The organism is Methylovorus menthalis, assembly GCF_020523625.1.
In the GTDB taxonomy this organism is placed as follows: domain Bacteria; phylum Pseudomonadota; class Gammaproteobacteria; order Burkholderiales; family Methylophilaceae; genus Methylovorus; species Methylovorus menthalis.
The window spans coordinates 1-14,518 of record NZ_JAJAQH010000003.1; the positions used below are offsets into that span (position 1 = coordinate 1).

The window sequence follows — 14,518 nt, forward strand, 5'->3', positions numbered from 1 at the left end:
CGTATCCATCACCGTGGCGCTGATTGCCCCGATCGCGATGGAAGACGGTCTGCGCTTTGCGATTCGTGAAGGTGGCCGTACCGTAGGTGCTGGCGTCGTCGCGAAAATTATTGAGTAATTTATACTTCTCAGGCCGCAAGCTTATGCTTGCGGCCTTTTTGTTCTTTGGAAACATCGCTCTTTAAGGAAACAACATGGCTGCTCAAAAAATCCGTATTCGCCTCAAAGCATTTGACTATCGCCTGATCGATCAGTCTGCTCTGGAAATCGTAGAAACTGCCAAGCGCACCGGCGCAGTTGTCAAAGGCCCGGTTCCTTTGCCTACGCGTATTGAGCGTTTCGACTTGCTGCGCTCCCCTCACGTAAACAAGACTTCTCGTGACCAATTCGAAATTCGTACCCATCAGCGCCTGATGGACATTGTTGATCCTACGGATAAGACAGTGGATGCGCTGATGAAGCTGGATCTGCCAGCTGGTGTTGACGTAGAAATCAAGCTGTAATTTACAACTGTAAGTTGTGTTTGGTTGCAGGCTCGGATATAATCCCGGGCTTGCATTAAAAATCGGCCGATCAATTGTAATCGGCCTTTTAATTATTATAAGGAATTGATCATGAGCTTAGGGCTTATTGGTCGCAAAGTGGGTATGACCCGCGTATTTACCGATGAAGGCGAAAGCATTCCGGTAACTGTGCTCGAAGTTATACCTAACCGCGTGACACAAGTTAAGACACCGTCTAGCGACGGTTATGCTGGTCTCCAGGTTGCGCATGGCGAGCGTCGTGCTAGCCGTGTAACCAAGGCGCTGGCAGGTCACTATGCTAAGGCTGGCGTTGCTGCTGGTTCTGGCATCAAAGAATTCGCTGTTGCTGAGGATGTTCTGGCCAACTATGCAGTTGGCGGTCAGATCACCGTGGAGCTTTTCGAGGCTGGTCAGTATGTTGATGTAACTGGCGTATCACTTGGTAAGGGCTTCGCTGGTGCAATCAAGCGCCACAACTTCAGCTCCAACCGTGCTTCTCACGGTAACTCCCGTTCACACAATGTACCCGGCTCTATCGGTATGGCGCAGGATCCAGGTCGTGTATTCCCAGGTAAGCGTATGCCTGGTCACCTGGGCGCTGTGAAGACTACTGTGCAAAATCTGCAAATCGTTCGCGTTGATGCAGAGCGCAATCTGTTGCTGATCAAGGGTGCTGTTCCAGGATCCAAAGGTGGCGATGTTGTCGTTCGTCCCGCTGTTAAGGCAGGTGCATAATGGAACTCAAGTTAATCGATAAAAACGGCAAGCCGGCCAAAAGCGGTGTTGAAGTTTCCGAAGTAACCTTCGGTCGCGAATTCAACGAAGCCCTGGTGCATCAAGTGGTTGTTGCTTACCAGGCAAATGCGCGTACAGCTACGCGTGCACAACTGGGTCGTGGCAATGTAAGCCACACTACTCATAAGCCATGGAACCAAAAGGGTACTGGCCGTGCACGTGCAGGTATGAGCTCCAGCCCAATCTGGCGTGGAGGCGGTCGTGCTTTCCCAAATAGCCCTGATGAAAACTTCAGCCACAAGGTTAACCGCAAGGTTTACCGCGCTGGTATGCGTTCCATCCTGTCGGAATTGGTCCGTCAGGATCGTTTGAGCGTCATTGAAGAGTTTGTAGTTGATACTCCAAAAACCAAAGCTCTGGTCGAGAAGATCAAGGGTCTGGGTTACGGTGAAGGTGTTCTGGTGCTGGTTGATGGTTTTGATGAAAACCTTTACCTCTCCGCTCGCAATCTGCCTAACATTCTGGTTGTTGAAGCTCAATACGCTGATCCTGTTAGTCTGGTTCGCTTCCCGAACGTGGTGGCGACCAAGGCTGCAGTCAAGAAATTAGAGGAGATGCTGGCATGAGCGCAAATCTGAACCAGATCGCTACTCAAGATCGTTTGCTGCAAGTCATCCTGGCTCCGCAAATCACGGAAAAAGCGACTTACGTTGCTGACAAAAACCAACAGATCGCATTCAAGGTGCGTACTGATGCAACCAAGCCGGAAATCAAGGCTGCTGTTGAACTGGTTTTCAAGGTCGAAGTTGCCGCTGTTACTGTTGCCAATGTTAAGGGCAAAGTAAAGCGCGCAGGCCGTGTGCTGGGTCGTCGCAAGGACTGGAAAAAGGCTTATGTGAGCCTGAAGCCAGGCCAAGAAATTAACTTTGCAGCAGGCGAATAGGAGATATTATGGCACTGATTAAAGTCAAGCCGACTTCCCCTGGCCGTCGCGCAGTCGTTAAGGTTGTTACACCTGAGTTGCACAAGGGTAAGCCTTACGCGCCTCTGCTGGAGAAGCAAAGCAAAAAAGCTGGCCGTAACAACAACGGTCACATCACGACACGTCACCAAGGTGGCGGTCATAAGCAACACTACCGCGTGATTGATTTCCGTCGCAACAAAGATGGTATCGTCGCCAAGGTTGAGCATCTGGAATACGATCCAAACCGCAGCGCGCACATTGCGCTCTTGGTTTATTCGGATGGTGAGCGTCGCTACATCATCGCCCCTCGTGGCGTTTCTGCTGGTGCGCAACTGGTGAGCGGTTCTGATGCTCCGATCAAGGTGGGTAATGCATTGCCTTTGCGCAATATCCCGGTTGGTAGCACCATTCACTGCGTAGAGATCATGCCAGGCAAGGGCGCGCAAATTGCTCGCTCAGCCGGTACTTCGGTCCAGTTGCTGGCTCGCGAAGGCAGCTACGCTCAGTTGCGCCTTCGTTCCGGTGAAGTTCGTCGTGTACACGTTGATTGCAAGGCAACCATCGGTGAAGTGGGTAATGAAGAACATTCATTGCGCTCTATCGGTAAGGCTGGTGCGATGCGTTGGCGCGGTGTTCGCCCTACCGTCCGCGGTGTGGTGATGAACCCGGTTGATCACCCGCACGGTGGTGGTGAAGGTAAGACCGCTGCTGGTATGAATCCAGTAAGCCCATGGGGTACGCCTACCAAGGGTTATCGTACACGTAGCAACAAGCGCACCGACAACATGCGCGTAAGCCGTCGTCCGGCTAATAAGAGGTAAGGAAAATGGCACGTTCAATTAAAAAAGGCCCATTTATTGATGGGCACTTGGCTAAGAAGGTGGAAGTGGCTGTTGCTGCTCGCGATAGGAAGCCAATCAAAACTTGGTCCCGTCGTTCCACCATTCTTCCTGATTTCATTGGTCTGACGATCGCTGTACACAATGGCCGCCAACACGTGCCAGTGATGATCTCGGAAAATATGGTAGGCCACAAGCTCGGCGAATTCGCGCTGACCCGTACGTTCAAGGGTCACGCTGCCGATAAAAAAGCCAAGAAGTAGGAGATGACGATGCAAGTATCCGCAGTATTAAAAGGTGTTCATCTGTCCCCGCAAAAGGCTCGCTTGGTTGCTGACCTGATTCGCGGCAAGAAAGTTGATTACGCACTCAACATTCTGAATTTCACGCCTAAAAAGGGTGCTGAGATCATTAAGAAGGTTGTTGAGTCCGCTATCGCTAACGCTGAACACAACGAAGGTGCCGATATCGATGAGTTGAAGGTGACTTCAATTTATGTCGACAAAGGCATTGTTCTTAAACGTATTCGTGCGCGTGCCAAAGGTCGTGCTGGACGGATTATTAAGCCTACATGTCACATTACAGTGACTGTCGGTAACTAAAGGAATCGTTATGGGTCAGAAAATTCATCCGTTTGGTTTCCGTCTGAGTGTCCAGAAGAACTGGTCATCTCGTTGGTACGCCAACAGCAAGAACTTCCCGGCTATGCTGAATAGCGACATCAAGGTGCGTGAGTTTCTGAAGAAGAAGTTATCGCACGCCGCTGTTAGCAAGATCGTGATTGAGCGTCCTGCAAAGAATGCCAAGATCACTATCTACAGTGCCCGTCCAGGTGTGGTTATTGGTAAGAAGGGTGAAGACATTGAGTCTTTGCGTTCTAGCCTGCAAGGTCTGATGGGTGTGCCAGTTCACTTGAACATCGAAGAGGTGCGCAAGCCTGAAATCGATGCAACGCTGATCGCTGAGAGCATTGCTCAACAGCTTGAGAAGCGTGTGATGTTCCGTCGTGCAATGAAGCGTGCAATGCAAAATGCGATGCGTCTGGGTGCTCAAGGCATCAAGATCATGAGCTCGGGCCGTCTGAACGGTATCGAAATCGCGCGTACGGAATGGTATCGCGAAGGCCGTGTGCCGTTGCATACTCTGCGTGCTGACATCGATTATGGTGTTGCTGAAGCTAAAACCACCTACGGTATCATTGGCATCAAGGTGTGGGTATTCAAGGGCGAAGTGTTTGGCACTCATGCCGAGCAACAAGCTGCAGTACCTGCTGAACCAGAAAAGAAAGTAAGAAAGTCGGGGGCGAAAAATGCTGCAGCCAGCTAGACAGAAATTCCGTAAACAGCAGAAGGGCCGTAATAAAGGCATTGCTACTACCGGTAACAAGGTGAGCTTTGGTGAGTTTGGTCTGAAGGCTATTGGCCGTGGTCGTTTGACTGCGCGTCAAATTGAGGCTGCTCGTCGTGTGATGACACGTCACATCAAGCGTGGTGGTCGTGTGTGGATTCGTATTTTCCCCGACAAGCCAATCTCCAGCAAACCTGCTGAAGTTCGTATGGGTAACGGTAAAGGTAGTCCGGAATACTTCGTTGCTGAAATTCAACCGGGCAAGATGTTATACGAGATGGATGGTGTGAGTGAGCAGTTGGCCCGCGAAGCGTTCCGCTTGGCGGCAGCCAAGTTGCCAATCGAAACTACTTTCACAACTCGTCATATCGGGAGTTAAAGATGAAAGCTAGTGATTTAAGAAACAAGTCTGTTGATGAGTTGAACAATGAGTTGATCGACCTGCGTCGTGCTCAATTCTCGTTGCGTATGCAATTGTCTACTCAGCAATTAAACAAAGTTGATCAGGTAAGCAAGGTTCGCCGCGATATTGCTCGTGTACGTACCGTGCTGGCTGAAAAAGCTAAGCAAGCTTAAGGTGAGTAGATGATGACCGATACACAAGCAGATAAAGTTGTACGCAGTCTGACTGGTCGCGTAGTCAGCGACAAAATGGACAAGACCGTAACCGTATTGGTGGAGCGCAAAGTTAAGCATCCACTTATCGGCAAGGTCGTTCGCCGATCCAACAAATTCCATGCACACGATGAAAACAACGAGTGCAAGGAAGGTGACCTGGTAGTGATTGAGGAAAGCCGTCCGCTTTCTAAGACCAAAACCTGGAAAGTCAGCAAGATCGTAGAAAAAACACGCAACATATAATTTATATTGCATCCCGTCTGGGATGCAATATATAATGACGGACTTTTTGGCGCCCATGCAAGCTGGCGCCCCAATACTGACCGTAGTGCTGTCGGCCGTGATGCTCGCGGCCGGTGTTGGTTTAACGGATTAAGTTGGAGATTATTCTCATGATTCAAATGCAATCTCGGCTGGATGTTGCCGATAATACTGGTGCGCGTTCCGTAATGTGTATCAAGGTATTGGGTGGCTCCAAGCGTCGTTACGCCGGTATCGGTGATGTGATCAAGGTCACTATCAAGGATGCTGCGCCCCGCGGTCGTGTTAAAAAAGGCGAGGTATATAGTGCCGTAGTGGTTCGTACCACTAAGGGTGTTCGTCGTCCGGATGGTTCTCTGGTGAAGTTTGATGGCAATGCAGCAGTGTTGCTTAACAACAAGCTCGAGCCTATCGGTACGCGTATTTTCGGGCCTGTGACCCGTGAGCTTCGTGGTGAGCGTTTCATGAAGATCGTGTCTCTAGCCCCAGAAGTATTGTAGGAGCGTTGAGATGAGTAAGATTCGCAAAGGTGACGAAGTAATTCTGAATACTGGCAAGGATGCAGGTAAGCGCGGTACTGTATTGCGCATTCTGGATTCGGGCAAAGTGGTAGTTGAAGGCGTTAATTTGGTTAAGAAGCATGCTAAGCCTAACCCCATGCGTGGTGTGGCTGGCGGAATCATCAGCAAGGAAATGCCTGTTGATGCTTCTAATGTTGCTTTATTTAACCGCGCCACCCAAAAAGGTGATCGCGTGGGTTTCAAGACACTGGATGATGGCCGCAAGGTCCGTGTTTTTAAGTCCAGCGGCGAAGTTGTGGACGCGTAAGGGTTAATCATGGCTCGTTTAAAAGATTTTTATAAAGATACTGTGGTCAAGTCTATGACCGAGCAGTTCGGCTACACCTCGCCAATGCAAGTTCCACGCATTGAGAAGATCACTCTTAATATGGGTGTTGGTGAAGCGGTTGCTGACAAGAAGGTAATGGAAAACGCCGTTGGCGATATGGAGAAGATTGCTGGTCAAAAAGCTGTCATCACCAAGGCCCGTAAGTCCATTGCGTCATTCAAGATTCGTGATGATTATCCTGTTGGCTGCAAAGTCACCTTGCGTCGTGAGCGTATGTATGAGTTCCTGGATCGTTTGATTACTGTGGCTATTCCACGTATTCGTGACTTCCGCGGTATTTCCGCAAAGTCGTTCGATGGTCGCGGTAACTACAACATGGGTGTGCGCGAGCAGATTATTTTCCCAGAAATCGAGTACGACAAGATTGATGCTTTGCGTGGTATGAATATCACCATCACGACAACAGCAAAAACTGATGAAGAAGCGCGTGCACTGCTTGCAGCGTTCAACTTCCCGTTTAGGAACTGAGGCTAACAATGGCTAAAACCTGTTTAATTGAACGCGAACAAAAACGTCGCGATACAGTAGAAAAATTTGCCGCCAAGCGCGCTGAATTAACTGCTGCTATGAATAATGCTGCAGCAAGTCCTGAAGAGCGTCGCGCTGCACGCCTTAAGCTGCAAAGTCTGCCACGTAATTCCAGCCCAGTTCGCCTGCGTAATCGCTGCGCTCTGACTGGTCGTCCTCGTGGCGTATTTAGTAAGTTTGGTATTGCGCGCGGCAAGCTGCGCGAGTTGATGATGCGTGGCGAAGTGCCAGGCGTTACAAAAGCCAGCTGGTAACGGAGGAATTAGACGATGAGTATGAGTGATCCGATTGCCGATATGCTGACGCGCATTCGTAATGCGCAGAGCACCAACAAGCAAACTGTTTCTATGCCTTCTTCAAAGCTGAAGGGCGCTATTGCTAGCGTTCTGAAGGATGAAGGTTATATCGATGATTTTGCGGTGCAGTCTGTCGATGGCAAGCCACAATTGAATATCAGCCTCAAGTACTATGCTGGTCGCCCTGTAATTGAGAAGATCGAGCGCGTAAGTCGCCCTGGTCTTCGTATTTACCGTGGCAATCAGGATATTCCTGTGGTAATGAATGGTCTTGGTGTGACTATCGTGTCTACATCCAAGGGTGTGATGACTGATCGTAAAGCGCGTGCTGCCGGTGTTGGTGGTGAAGTGCTCTGCGTAGTAGCTTAAGGGGAATACAATGTCTCGTGTAGCTAAAAACCCAGTCGCTATTCCTGCCAAAGTTGAAGTTGCATTGACTGCAAGCAACATTGCAGTTAGCGGCCCTCTGGGCAAGCTGAATCAAGCGCTGACAGGTGTGGTTAATATTGTTCGCGAAGGAGATAGCCTGACATTTGCTGCCGCTAATGATAGCCAGCACTCTCGTGCAATGTCGGGCACCGTACGCGCTTTGGTCGCCAATATGGTGCAAGGCGTGTCACAAGGGTTTACCCGCAAGCTTAATCTGGTTGGTGTGGGCTATAAAGCTCAGGCGCAAGGCGCTACTCTTAATCTGGATCTGGGTTTTTCCCATCCGATTAACCACAAGATGCCAGAAGGTGTGACCGTGCAGACCCCAACGCAAACCGAAATCTTGTTGACCGGTGTCGACAAGCAGGTTGTTGGCCAGGTGGCTGCCCAGATTCGTGCATATCGTTCTCCAGAGCCTTATAAGGGCAAGGGTGTTCGTTATTCCGATGAAGTGGTCACTATCAAAGAAACCAAGAAGAAGTAAGGTTTAAGCCATGAATAACGTAAATTCACGCCTGCGTCGTGCACGTAAAACCCGTGCCAAAATCGCAGAATTAAAGGTAACGCGTTTGAGCGTTCACCGCAGTAATGGCCATATTTATGCCCAGATCATTGCGGAAACCGGCGACAAGGTGTTGGCAAGTGCCTCTACCCTTGAAGTGGAAGTTCGCAAAGACATCAAGAATGGTGGCAATGTGGCTGCTGCAGCTGTGATCGGCAAGCGTATTGCTGAAAAGGCGAAGGCTGCCGGCATTACTTCTGTGGCTTTTGACCGTTCGGGTTACAAATACCACGGCCGTATCAAAGCGCTGGCTGATGCTGCGCGCGAAAACGGTCTGTCCTTCTAATTACGAGGTTGATGATGGCTAAAGATATTGAACAACAGCAAACCGATGGTTTGCGCGAGAAAATGATCTCGGTCAACCGCGTCACTAAAGTGGTTAAGGGCGGTCGTATCATGTCCTTCGCTGCGCTGACAGTGGTTGGTGATGGCGACGGTGCCGTTGGCATGGGCAAGGGCAAGGCGCGTGAAGTTCCAGTTGCTGTACAAAAGGCAATGGATGAAGCGCGTCGCGGTATGGTTAAGGTAAGTTTGAATAACGGTACATTGCATCACGCAGTCACCGGTGTTCACGGTGCTGCCAAAGTATTCATCCAGCCAGCTTCTGAAGGTACCGGCATTATTGCTGGTGGCGCAATGCGCGCTATTTTTGAAGTGATGGGCATTACTAACGTGTTGGCTAAGTGCATTGGTTCTACCAATCCTTACAACGTTGTGCGTGCTACATTAAATGGCTTGCAGTCTATGAATACTCCGGCTGAAGTTGCTGCAAAACGCGGCAAGACCGTCGAAGAAATCAGAGGTTAATCATGGCTAAGGCAAAAAAAGCAGCAGCTACAGTAAAAGTGACTTTGGTAAAAAGTACCATTGGCCGTATTCAATCGCATCGTGCATGTGTTCGCGGCCTGGGTATTCGTCGTCTGCATCAAACCGTTGAAGTGCTGGATACACCAGCAAATCGCGGCATGATCAATACAGTCGGCTATCTGTTAAAGGTTGAAGCATAATGAAACTGAATTCCATCAAGCCCGCTGAAGGCAGCAAGCACGCCAAGCGTCGTGTTGGCCGCGGCATTGGTTCTGGCCTGGGTAAGACTGCAGGTCGTGGTCACAAGGGTCAAAAGTCCCGTACTGGTGGTTTCCACAAGGTTGGTTTTGAAGGCGGTCAAATGCCTATTCAGCGCCGTCTGCCTAAGCGTGGTTTCAACTCCCTGACCAAGGCTGACACTGCCCATGTGCGTACTAGCGAACTGGACAAAGTTCAGGCTGACGTAGTGGATCTGTTGGCATTGAAGCAAGCCAATGTTATCCCTGGATCTGCTCGTGCTGCAAAAGTATATCTTTCTGGCGACCTTTCCCGCGCGATCACTGTGCAGGGTTTGTTGCTGAGTAAAGGCGCCAAGGCTGCAGTTGAAGCCGCTGGCGGCAAGATCGTAGAGTAATTGCAAGTTGGCTAAGGATAATATTTTAGGTACGGTAAGCAAGACCAGTGAGCTGAAAAGCCGCTTGCTGTTTGTGCTTGGTGCCCTCGTTGTCTATCGCCTAGGTGCGCACATTCCGGTTCCTGGTATTGATCCGGATGTGCTCGCCAAGTTATTTGAATCGCAAAGTGGTGGCATTCTGGGCATGTTCAACATGTTCTCAGGTGGCGCTCTTTCCCGCTTCACTGTATTCGCGCTGGGTATCATGCCTTACATTTCGGCGTCCATCATCATGCAGTTGCTGACGGTGGTTTCCCCTCGCATGGAACAGTTGAAGAAGGAAGGTGAAGCTGGGCGTCGACAAATTACCAAATACACACGCTACGGCACGGTGTTCCTGGCTACTTTTCAGGCTCTGGGTATTGCGATTGCTCTGGAAGGTCAAGCTGGGTTGGTTTTGGATCCCGGTCTGATGTTCCGATTCACAGCGGTGATCACGCTGGTAAGTGGCACCATGTTCCTGATGTGGTTGGGTGAGCAGATTACGGAGCGTGGAATTGGTAATGGTATTTCGATTATCATTTTTGCCGGTATCGTTGCTGGTTTGCCACACGCTATTGGCGGAACGCTGGAGTTGGCTCGTACAGGGGCATTCTCCATACCACTTGTGATCTTCTTGTTTGCTGCTGCTGTTCTGGTCACTGCCTTTGTGGTGTTTGTAGAGCGCGGTCAACGCAAAATCACGGTGAACTATGCCAAACGTCAGGTTGGGCGCAAAGTATTTGGTGGCCAAACAAGTCATTTGCCTTTGAAGTTGAATATGGCGGGTGTTATTCCTCCTATCTTTGCTTCAAGCATTATTTTATTCCCTGCCACCATGGCAGGCTGGTTTGGAAGCAGTGAGAATTTTTCCTGGCTTAAGGATATTGGTACTACCTTATCGCCTGGTCAGCCGCTCTATATTATTTTCTTCGCTACTGCGATTGTGTTTTTCTGTTTCTTTTATACGGCATTGGTATTCAATCCAAAAGAAACAGCAGATAACTTGAAGAAGAGTGGTGCTTTTGTTCCAGGCATACGTCCTGGCGACCAAACTGCTAAGTACATTGATCGCATCATGGGTCGTTTGACTTTGGTAGGTGCACTTTATATTACTGCCGTATGTTTACTGCCTGAGTTCCTGATATTGAAATGGAACGTGCCGTTTTACTTTGGAGGGACTTCATTGCTGATTATTGTTGTTGTGACCATGGATTTCATGACACAAGTTCAAGCGCATTTGATGTCCAATCAATACGAAGGCTTACTCAAGAAAGCCAATTTTAAAGGCGGTGCGGGTATTACTCGCTAAACAGGCGCAGGTAGCGGCATGGCAAAAGAAGACAGAATCGAGATGCAGGGCGAGGTTCTTGAGAACCTTCCGAATGCAACGTTTAGAGTTAAGCTGGAAAACGGTCATGTAGTGTTGGGTTATATCTCTGGGAAAATGCGTATGCATTACATACGTATTCTCCCAGGTGACAAAGTCACAGTCGAAATGACCCCCTACGATTTATCGCGTGCGCGGATTATTTTCCGCGCCAAATAAAGTTTTTGCGAAGAGGTGAAATATGAGAGTTCGTGCTTCAGTCAAGGCGTTATGCCGTCATTGTAAAGTGGTTCGTCGCCGTGGTGTGGTACGTATTATTTGTACTGATCCACGTCACAAGCAGCGCCAAGGTTAATCAGGCAACGCATATTTAGTTGTGAAATCAGCGAATACGATTGTTAAAACTCGTACAAGCTGTTAAAATTTTGGGCTTTTTTGGCGATTTGTAAAAAAATTAAATGCGCCATTATTTTGGAGTAGGTACATGGCTCGTATAGCAGGGGTAAACATCCCAAATCATAAGCACACTGAAATCGCTTTAACTTCGATTTACGGTGTGGGTCGTAACACTGCGAAGCAGATTTGCTTGGCTGCTGGCGTTTCTGCCACTGCCAAGATCAAGGATCTGAATGATGCAGAAGTTGAAAAGCTGCGCGACGAAGTCGCTAAGCTCAAGGTTGAGGGTGACTTGCGTCGTGAAGTTACCATGAACATTAAGCGTCTGATGGATTTGGGCTGCTATCGCGGTGTACGTCATCGCCGTGGCCTGCCAGTCCGTGGTCAGCGCACCAAGACCAATGCGCGCACGCGCAAGGGTCCTATTAAGCCTATTAAGGCATCCAAGTAAGGAATAATGCAACATGGCTAAAGCTAACGTACGCGTACGCAAGAAAGTCAAAAAGAACATTGCCGAGGGCATCGCCCACGTGCACGCTTCTTTTAACAACACGATTATTACGATTACTGATCGTCAGGGTAATGCCTTGTCTTGGGCAACTTCTGGTGGTGCAGGTTTCAAGGGTTCACGTAAAAGTACTCCTTTTGCAGCGCAGGTTGCAGCTGAAGCCGCCGGTAAGGCAGCTCAGGAATGCGGCGTGAAGAACCTTGAAGTTCGTATCAAGGGCCCAGGTCCAGGTCGCGAATCTGCTGTTCGCGCACTGAACGCTGTTGGCTTTAAAATCACCAGCATTTCTGATGTGACGCCAGTCCCACATAATGGCTGCCGTCCACCCAAAAAGCGCCGCATCTAAGCCGCGCCTGATAGAACTAGGAGAATACCTTGGCTAGAAATCTTGATCCAAAGTGCCGTCAGTGCCGCCGCGAAGGCGAGAAGCTTTTCCTGAAAGGTGAAAAGTGCTTCACTGACAAATGCGCGATTGAAAAGCGTAACTTCCCACCTGGTCAGCATGGTCAGCGCCGTAATCAGCGTTTGTCCGACTATGGTGTGCAATTGCGTGAAAAGCAAAAAGTACGTCGTATCTACGGCATTCTTGAAGGCCAATTCCGCAGCTATTACGCTGAAGCTGATCGCCTGAAGGGCATCACAGGCGAAAACCTGCTGCAATTGCTGGAATGCCGTCTGGATAACGTTGCATATCGTATGGGTCTGGGTTCTTCCCGTACTGAAGCGCGTCAAATTGTTCGCCACAACAGCATTCTGGTGAACGGTAAGCGTGTGAATATTCCTTCATATCAGGTTCGTCCTGGTGATGTGGTGCAGGTTGCTGAAGCTTCCAAGTCACAACTGCGTATCAAGGGTGCTCTGGAAGCTGCTGAACAACGTGGTTTCCCTGAGTGGCTTGAAGTTGATGTCAAGGCTCTGAAGGGTACCTTCAAGGCTAAGCCTCAGCGTGATGAACTGCCTGCTACCATTAACGAATCGCTCGTGGTTGAACTTTACTCTAAGTAATCCAGGGCCGTAAGGAACATTATGCAAAACAGTCCTACCGAATATTTGAAGCCTCGCGTTGTTGACGTTGAAGTTATCTCGCCTGTGCGTGCACGGGTGACGCTTGAGCCGATGGAGCGTGGCTTTGGTTATACGCTGGGTAATGCGCTGCGCCGCGTATTGCTTTCTTCAATTCCTGGCTTTGCTATCACTGAAGTCAAGATCGACGGCGTGGTTCATGAATATTCCACGCTGGACGGCGTTCAGGAGGATGTCGTGGACATTCTGCTGAATCTGAAGGGTGTTGCCCTAAAGTTGAACAGCAAGTCGGAAACTACGCTGACACTGAAAAAGTCGGTTGAAGGCGTTGTAACTGCTGGTGACTTTGATACTGGTCACGATGCCGAGATCGCAAATCCTGGTCATGTCATTGCGCATCTGACCAAGGGTGGCAAGATTGATCTTGAAGTGAAGGTGGAAATGGGCCGTGGCTATCAGCCAGTTCCAGCTCGCCAGAAGACTGATGAAGATCGTATACTGGGTTTCATCATGGTGGATGCATCATTTAGTCCAATCAACAAGGTAAGCTACCATGTTGAAAGCGCTCGTGTTGAGCAACGTACTGATCTGGACAAGTTGATCATGGACGTTGAAACCAACGGTGTGGTTGAGCCTGAGCAAGCCATCCGTGATGCAGCTCGCATCCTGATGGGTCAGCTGTCTGTCTTTGCTGATCTGGAAGGTGCTCCAACCGAAGTTGAAGTGAAGCATACGCCGCAGGTTGATCCTATCCTGTTGCGTCCAGTTGATGATTTGGAATTGACTGTACGTTCGGCAAACTGCCTGAAAGCAGAAAATATTTATTACATTGGTGACTTGATTCAGCGCGGTGAAAACGAGCTGTTGAAGGCACCTAATCTGGGCCGCAAATCTCTGAACGAGATTAAGGACGTGTTGGCTTCCAAAGGGCTGACACTGGGCATGAAACTTGAAAACTGGCCACCTGTTGGCCTGGAAAAAGCATAACAGCAAAGGTGTGAGGGTATCACTATGCGTCATCGCAACAGCAATCGTAAATTAAACCGCACCAGCAGCCATCGTCAGGCAATGTTGCGGAACATGGCCACTTCACTGCTGCGTCATGAAGTTATTAAAACCACCTTACCCAAGGCTAAGGAGTTGCGTCGTGTCGCTGAGCCACTCATCACCTTGGGCAAGAATGCCACTCTGGCAAATCGTCGCCTGGCTTTCAGTCGCCTTCGTGACCGTGATATCGTTGGTAAACTGTTCAATGAACTGGGCCCACGCTATCTGACACGCAATGGTGGTTACCTGCGTATCCTGAAGTGCGGTTTCCGCGTTGGTGACAATGCGCCTATGGCACTGGTTGAGTTGGTAGATCGCCCAGATCTGAGCACTGAAGCTGTTGTTGCTGAGTAATTAGTCACAACATTGCTGTAAAAAAGGCCGGTTACCCCGGCCTTTTTTATTGGGCGCTTTCAATGAGTTTTGTTATCTCCCCAGCTGAAAATGGCCAGGACAGGCTAGCTTTATTCCCCATCGTAAGTACGGGAATTTTAAGGCTATACGCATTCATCAGTTCCTCGTCTTCGATAATGTCTATGTAATGCAGTGTTATGTTGGCATATGGTTGGGTAGCCTGGCTTACCAATTCAAATGCCTGATCGCACAAATGGCAACCTTCCGTACCGTATAGTTTCAATTGAATCATGCGTTTGTGCCAGTCATAGCAATGAGGAAGTGGCAGATTGCCTTCACCAGTGAATTTAAGGTTTTCGTTAAGTTTAAAAACCTCCATAATAACGAAG

At 49.4% G+C, this 14,518-nt stretch carries 31 protein-coding genes; 30 read left to right on the plus strand and 1 reads right to left on the minus strand.

Annotated elements, in window-relative coordinates; genetic code table 11:
- From LG204_RS02555 to rplQ, 30 genes are all read left to right on the plus strand, one after another.
- The coding region (locus LG204_RS02555; RefSeq protein WP_456085625.1) for an EF-Tu C-terminal domain-related protein at positions 1 to 118 on the plus strand (118 nt) is incomplete at its 5' end.
- A gap of 76 nt (positions 119 to 194) precedes the next feature.
- The gene (gene rpsJ, locus LG204_RS02560) at positions 195 to 503 is read left to right on the plus strand and encodes a 30S ribosomal protein S10 (RefSeq protein WP_013441128.1); all 309 of its coding nucleotides are present in this window, start codon (positions 195 to 197) and stop codon (positions 501 to 503) included.
- A gap of 111 nt (positions 504 to 614) precedes the next feature.
- The gene (gene rplC, locus LG204_RS02565; protein ID WP_230335814.1) at positions 615 to 1,259 is read left to right on the plus strand and encodes a 50S ribosomal protein L3; all 645 of its coding nucleotides are present in this window, start codon (positions 615 to 617) and stop codon (positions 1,257 to 1,259) included.
- Positions 1,259 to 1,885 carry a 50S ribosomal protein L4 gene (gene rplD, locus LG204_RS02570; RefSeq protein ID WP_230335815.1) on the plus strand — a complete coding sequence of 209 codons (627 nt, stop codon included), beginning with the start codon at positions 1,259 to 1,261 and terminating at the stop codon, positions 1,883 to 1,885. The genes rplC and rplD overlap by 1 nt, the downstream gene beginning before the upstream one ends.
- A complete protein-coding gene (rplW, locus tag LG204_RS02575; RefSeq protein WP_015829261.1) occupies positions 1,882 to 2,202 on the plus strand; it encodes a 50S ribosomal protein L23 in 321 nt (106 codons plus the stop codon). The genes rplD and rplW overlap by 4 nt, the downstream gene beginning before the upstream one ends.
- 8 nt (positions 2,203 to 2,210) lie before the next feature.
- A complete protein-coding gene (gene rplB / locus LG204_RS02580; RefSeq protein ID WP_013441132.1) occupies positions 2,211 to 3,044 on the plus strand; it encodes a 50S ribosomal protein L2 in 834 nt (277 codons plus the stop codon).
- Between the two features lie 5 nt (positions 3,045 to 3,049).
- Positions 3,050 to 3,325, plus strand: coding sequence for a 30S ribosomal protein S19 (gene rpsS / locus LG204_RS02585; protein WP_230335816.1), 276 nt, complete (start codon positions 3,050 to 3,052; stop codon positions 3,323 to 3,325).
- 9 nt (positions 3,326 to 3,334) lie between these two features.
- Complete coding sequence (gene rplV / locus LG204_RS02590) at positions 3,335 to 3,664, plus strand: 50S ribosomal protein L22 (protein WP_015829262.1); 330 nt, start codon at positions 3,335 to 3,337, stop codon at positions 3,662 to 3,664.
- A gap of 10 nt (positions 3,665 to 3,674) precedes the next feature.
- Positions 3,675 to 4,388 carry a 30S ribosomal protein S3 gene (gene rpsC / locus LG204_RS02595; protein ID WP_230335817.1) on the plus strand — a complete coding sequence of 238 codons (714 nt, stop codon included), beginning with the start codon at positions 3,675 to 3,677 and terminating at the stop codon, positions 4,386 to 4,388.
- Positions 4,372 to 4,788, plus strand: coding sequence for a 50S ribosomal protein L16 (gene rplP, locus LG204_RS02600; protein ID WP_230335818.1), 417 nt, complete (start codon positions 4,372 to 4,374; stop codon positions 4,786 to 4,788). Before rpsC ends, rplP begins: the two co-directional genes overlap by 17 nt.
- 2 nt (positions 4,789 to 4,790) lie before the next feature.
- Positions 4,791 to 4,985: a 50S ribosomal protein L29 gene (gene rpmC, locus LG204_RS02605; protein WP_013441137.1), complete on the plus strand. Its 195-nt coding sequence runs from the start codon at positions 4,791 to 4,793 to the stop codon at positions 4,983 to 4,985.
- Between the two features lie 9 nt (positions 4,986 to 4,994).
- A complete protein-coding gene (gene rpsQ / locus LG204_RS02610) occupies positions 4,995 to 5,270 on the plus strand; it encodes a 30S ribosomal protein S17 (RefSeq protein WP_013441138.1) in 276 nt (91 codons plus the stop codon).
- 149 nt (positions 5,271 to 5,419) lie between these two features.
- Positions 5,420 to 5,788 carry a 50S ribosomal protein L14 gene (rplN, locus tag LG204_RS02615; RefSeq protein ID WP_013441139.1) on the plus strand — a complete coding sequence of 123 codons (369 nt, stop codon included), beginning with the start codon at positions 5,420 to 5,422 and terminating at the stop codon, positions 5,786 to 5,788.
- A 10-nt stretch (positions 5,789 to 5,798) separates the two neighbouring features.
- Positions 5,799 to 6,116 (plus strand): 50S ribosomal protein L24, encoded by a 318-nt coding sequence (rplX, locus tag LG204_RS02620; RefSeq protein ID WP_230335819.1) that lies wholly within the window; start codon positions 5,799 to 5,801, stop codon positions 6,114 to 6,116.
- A 9-nt stretch (positions 6,117 to 6,125) separates the two neighbouring features.
- A complete protein-coding gene (gene rplE, locus LG204_RS02625; protein ID WP_013441141.1) occupies positions 6,126 to 6,665 on the plus strand; it encodes a 50S ribosomal protein L5 in 540 nt (179 codons plus the stop codon).
- 8 nt (positions 6,666 to 6,673) lie between these two features.
- Complete coding sequence (gene rpsN / locus LG204_RS02630; RefSeq protein WP_013441142.1) at positions 6,674 to 6,979, plus strand: 30S ribosomal protein S14; 306 nt, start codon at positions 6,674 to 6,676, stop codon at positions 6,977 to 6,979.
- A 15-nt stretch (positions 6,980 to 6,994) separates the two neighbouring features.
- Positions 6,995 to 7,390 (plus strand): 30S ribosomal protein S8, encoded by a 396-nt coding sequence (gene rpsH / locus LG204_RS02635; protein ID WP_013441143.1) that lies wholly within the window; start codon positions 6,995 to 6,997, stop codon positions 7,388 to 7,390.
- A gap of 10 nt (positions 7,391 to 7,400) precedes the next feature.
- On the plus strand, positions 7,401 to 7,934 hold the full coding sequence (gene rplF / locus LG204_RS02640; protein ID WP_230335820.1) for a 50S ribosomal protein L6: 534 nt from the start codon (positions 7,401 to 7,403) through the stop codon (positions 7,932 to 7,934).
- A gap of 10 nt (positions 7,935 to 7,944) precedes the next feature.
- Positions 7,945 to 8,298 (plus strand): 50S ribosomal protein L18, encoded by a 354-nt coding sequence (gene rplR, locus LG204_RS02645; RefSeq protein ID WP_230335821.1) that lies wholly within the window; start codon positions 7,945 to 7,947, stop codon positions 8,296 to 8,298.
- A gap of 14 nt (positions 8,299 to 8,312) precedes the next feature.
- The gene (gene rpsE, locus LG204_RS02650) at positions 8,313 to 8,819 is read left to right on the plus strand and encodes a 30S ribosomal protein S5 (protein WP_013441146.1); all 507 of its coding nucleotides are present in this window, start codon (positions 8,313 to 8,315) and stop codon (positions 8,817 to 8,819) included.
- Positions 8,820 to 8,821: 2 nt separating this feature from the next.
- Positions 8,822 to 9,019, plus strand: a complete 198-nt coding sequence (gene rpmD / locus LG204_RS02655; RefSeq protein ID WP_013441147.1) for a 50S ribosomal protein L30 — start codon at positions 8,822 to 8,824, stop codon at positions 9,017 to 9,019.
- A complete protein-coding gene (gene rplO / locus LG204_RS02660; RefSeq protein ID WP_013441148.1) occupies positions 9,019 to 9,453 on the plus strand; it encodes a 50S ribosomal protein L15 in 435 nt (144 codons plus the stop codon). The genes rpmD and rplO overlap by 1 nt, the downstream gene beginning before the upstream one ends.
- A 7-nt stretch (positions 9,454 to 9,460) precedes the next feature.
- A complete protein-coding gene (gene secY, locus LG204_RS02665) occupies positions 9,461 to 10,783 on the plus strand; it encodes a preprotein translocase subunit SecY (protein ID WP_230335822.1) in 1,323 nt (440 codons plus the stop codon).
- An 18-nt stretch (positions 10,784 to 10,801) separates the two neighbouring features.
- The gene (gene infA / locus LG204_RS02670; RefSeq protein WP_011478668.1) at positions 10,802 to 11,020 is read left to right on the plus strand and encodes a translation initiation factor IF-1; all 219 of its coding nucleotides are present in this window, start codon (positions 10,802 to 10,804) and stop codon (positions 11,018 to 11,020) included.
- A gap of 22 nt (positions 11,021 to 11,042) precedes the next feature.
- Positions 11,043 to 11,156 (plus strand): 50S ribosomal protein L36, encoded by a 114-nt coding sequence (gene rpmJ, locus LG204_RS02675; protein WP_019899738.1) that lies wholly within the window; start codon positions 11,043 to 11,045, stop codon positions 11,154 to 11,156.
- Between the two features lie 129 nt (positions 11,157 to 11,285).
- Positions 11,286 to 11,648, plus strand: a complete 363-nt coding sequence (gene rpsM / locus LG204_RS02680) for a 30S ribosomal protein S13 (protein WP_230335823.1) — start codon at positions 11,286 to 11,288, stop codon at positions 11,646 to 11,648.
- Between the two features lie 13 nt (positions 11,649 to 11,661).
- Positions 11,662 to 12,051, plus strand: coding sequence for a 30S ribosomal protein S11 (rpsK, locus tag LG204_RS02685; RefSeq protein WP_011478671.1), 390 nt, complete (start codon positions 11,662 to 11,664; stop codon positions 12,049 to 12,051).
- Between the two features lie 29 nt (positions 12,052 to 12,080).
- The gene (gene rpsD, locus LG204_RS02690) at positions 12,081 to 12,710 is read left to right on the plus strand and encodes a 30S ribosomal protein S4 (protein ID WP_013441151.1); all 630 of its coding nucleotides are present in this window, start codon (positions 12,081 to 12,083) and stop codon (positions 12,708 to 12,710) included.
- A 21-nt stretch (positions 12,711 to 12,731) separates the two neighbouring features.
- Positions 12,732 to 13,715 (plus strand): DNA-directed RNA polymerase subunit alpha, encoded by a 984-nt coding sequence (locus LG204_RS02695; RefSeq protein ID WP_230335824.1) that lies wholly within the window; start codon positions 12,732 to 12,734, stop codon positions 13,713 to 13,715.
- Between the two features lie 24 nt (positions 13,716 to 13,739).
- Entirely contained in the window at positions 13,740 to 14,129 is a 390-nt protein-coding gene (gene rplQ, locus LG204_RS02700) for a 50S ribosomal protein L17 (RefSeq protein ID WP_015829266.1), read from the plus strand.
- 46 nt (positions 14,130 to 14,175) lie between these two features.
- Here the strand turns inward: rplQ and LG204_RS02705 are convergent, their stop codons facing one another.
- Positions 14,176 to 14,508, minus strand: coding sequence for a glutaredoxin family protein (locus tag LG204_RS02705; protein WP_230335825.1), 333 nt, complete (start codon positions 14,506 to 14,508; stop codon positions 14,176 to 14,178).
- Positions 14,509 to 14,518 lie beyond the last annotated feature (10 nt).

Bases quoted from the DNA above. Each gene is read 5' to 3' on its own strand.
- rpsJ (WP_013441128.1), top strand. From the start codon at position 195: ATGGCTGCTCAAAAAATCCGTATTCGCCTCAAAGCATTTGACTATCGC.
- rplC (WP_230335814.1), top strand. From the start codon at position 615: ATGAGCTTAGGGCTTATTGGTCGCAAAGTGGGTATGACCCGCGTATTT.
- rplD (WP_230335815.1), top strand. From the start codon at position 1,259: ATGGAACTCAAGTTAATCGATAAAAACGGCAAGCCGGCCAAAAGCGGT.
- rplW (WP_015829261.1), top strand. From the start codon at position 1,882: ATGAGCGCAAATCTGAACCAGATCGCTACTCAAGATCGTTTGCTGCAA.
- rplB (WP_013441132.1), top strand. From the start codon at position 2,211: ATGGCACTGATTAAAGTCAAGCCGACTTCCCCTGGCCGTCGCGCAGTC.
- rpsS (WP_230335816.1), top strand. From the start codon at position 3,050: ATGGCACGTTCAATTAAAAAAGGCCCATTTATTGATGGGCACTTGGCT.
- rplV (WP_015829262.1), top strand. From the start codon at position 3,335: ATGCAAGTATCCGCAGTATTAAAAGGTGTTCATCTGTCCCCGCAAAAG.
- rpsC (WP_230335817.1), top strand. From the start codon at position 3,675: ATGGGTCAGAAAATTCATCCGTTTGGTTTCCGTCTGAGTGTCCAGAAG.
- rplP (WP_230335818.1), top strand. From the start codon at position 4,372: ATGCTGCAGCCAGCTAGACAGAAATTCCGTAAACAGCAGAAGGGCCGT.
- rpmC (WP_013441137.1), top strand. From the start codon at position 4,791: ATGAAAGCTAGTGATTTAAGAAACAAGTCTGTTGATGAGTTGAACAAT.
- rpsQ (WP_013441138.1), top strand. From the start codon at position 4,995: ATGATGACCGATACACAAGCAGATAAAGTTGTACGCAGTCTGACTGGT.
- rplN (WP_013441139.1), top strand. From the start codon at position 5,420: ATGATTCAAATGCAATCTCGGCTGGATGTTGCCGATAATACTGGTGCG.
- rplX (WP_230335819.1), top strand. From the start codon at position 5,799: ATGAGTAAGATTCGCAAAGGTGACGAAGTAATTCTGAATACTGGCAAG.
- rplE (WP_013441141.1), top strand. From the start codon at position 6,126: ATGGCTCGTTTAAAAGATTTTTATAAAGATACTGTGGTCAAGTCTATG.
- rpsN (WP_013441142.1), top strand. From the start codon at position 6,674: ATGGCTAAAACCTGTTTAATTGAACGCGAACAAAAACGTCGCGATACA.
- rpsH (WP_013441143.1), top strand. From the start codon at position 6,995: ATGAGTATGAGTGATCCGATTGCCGATATGCTGACGCGCATTCGTAAT.
- rplF (WP_230335820.1), top strand. From the start codon at position 7,401: ATGTCTCGTGTAGCTAAAAACCCAGTCGCTATTCCTGCCAAAGTTGAA.
- rplR (WP_230335821.1), top strand. From the start codon at position 7,945: ATGAATAACGTAAATTCACGCCTGCGTCGTGCACGTAAAACCCGTGCC.
- rpsE (WP_013441146.1), top strand. From the start codon at position 8,313: ATGGCTAAAGATATTGAACAACAGCAAACCGATGGTTTGCGCGAGAAA.
- rpmD (WP_013441147.1), top strand. From the start codon at position 8,822: ATGGCTAAGGCAAAAAAAGCAGCAGCTACAGTAAAAGTGACTTTGGTA.
- rplO (WP_013441148.1), top strand. From the start codon at position 9,019: ATGAAACTGAATTCCATCAAGCCCGCTGAAGGCAGCAAGCACGCCAAG.
- infA (WP_011478668.1), top strand. From the start codon at position 10,802: ATGGCAAAAGAAGACAGAATCGAGATGCAGGGCGAGGTTCTTGAGAAC.
- rpmJ (WP_019899738.1), top strand. From the start codon at position 11,043: ATGAGAGTTCGTGCTTCAGTCAAGGCGTTATGCCGTCATTGTAAAGTG.
- rpsM (WP_230335823.1), top strand. From the start codon at position 11,286: ATGGCTCGTATAGCAGGGGTAAACATCCCAAATCATAAGCACACTGAA.
- rpsK (WP_011478671.1), top strand. From the start codon at position 11,662: ATGGCTAAAGCTAACGTACGCGTACGCAAGAAAGTCAAAAAGAACATT.
- LG204_RS02695 (WP_230335824.1), top strand. From the start codon at position 12,732: ATGCAAAACAGTCCTACCGAATATTTGAAGCCTCGCGTTGTTGACGTT.
- rplQ (WP_015829266.1), top strand. From the start codon at position 13,740: ATGCGTCATCGCAACAGCAATCGTAAATTAAACCGCACCAGCAGCCAT.
- LG204_RS02705 (WP_230335825.1), bottom strand. From the start codon at position 14,508: ATGGAGGTTTTTAAACTTAACGAAAACCTTAAATTCACTGGTGAAGGC.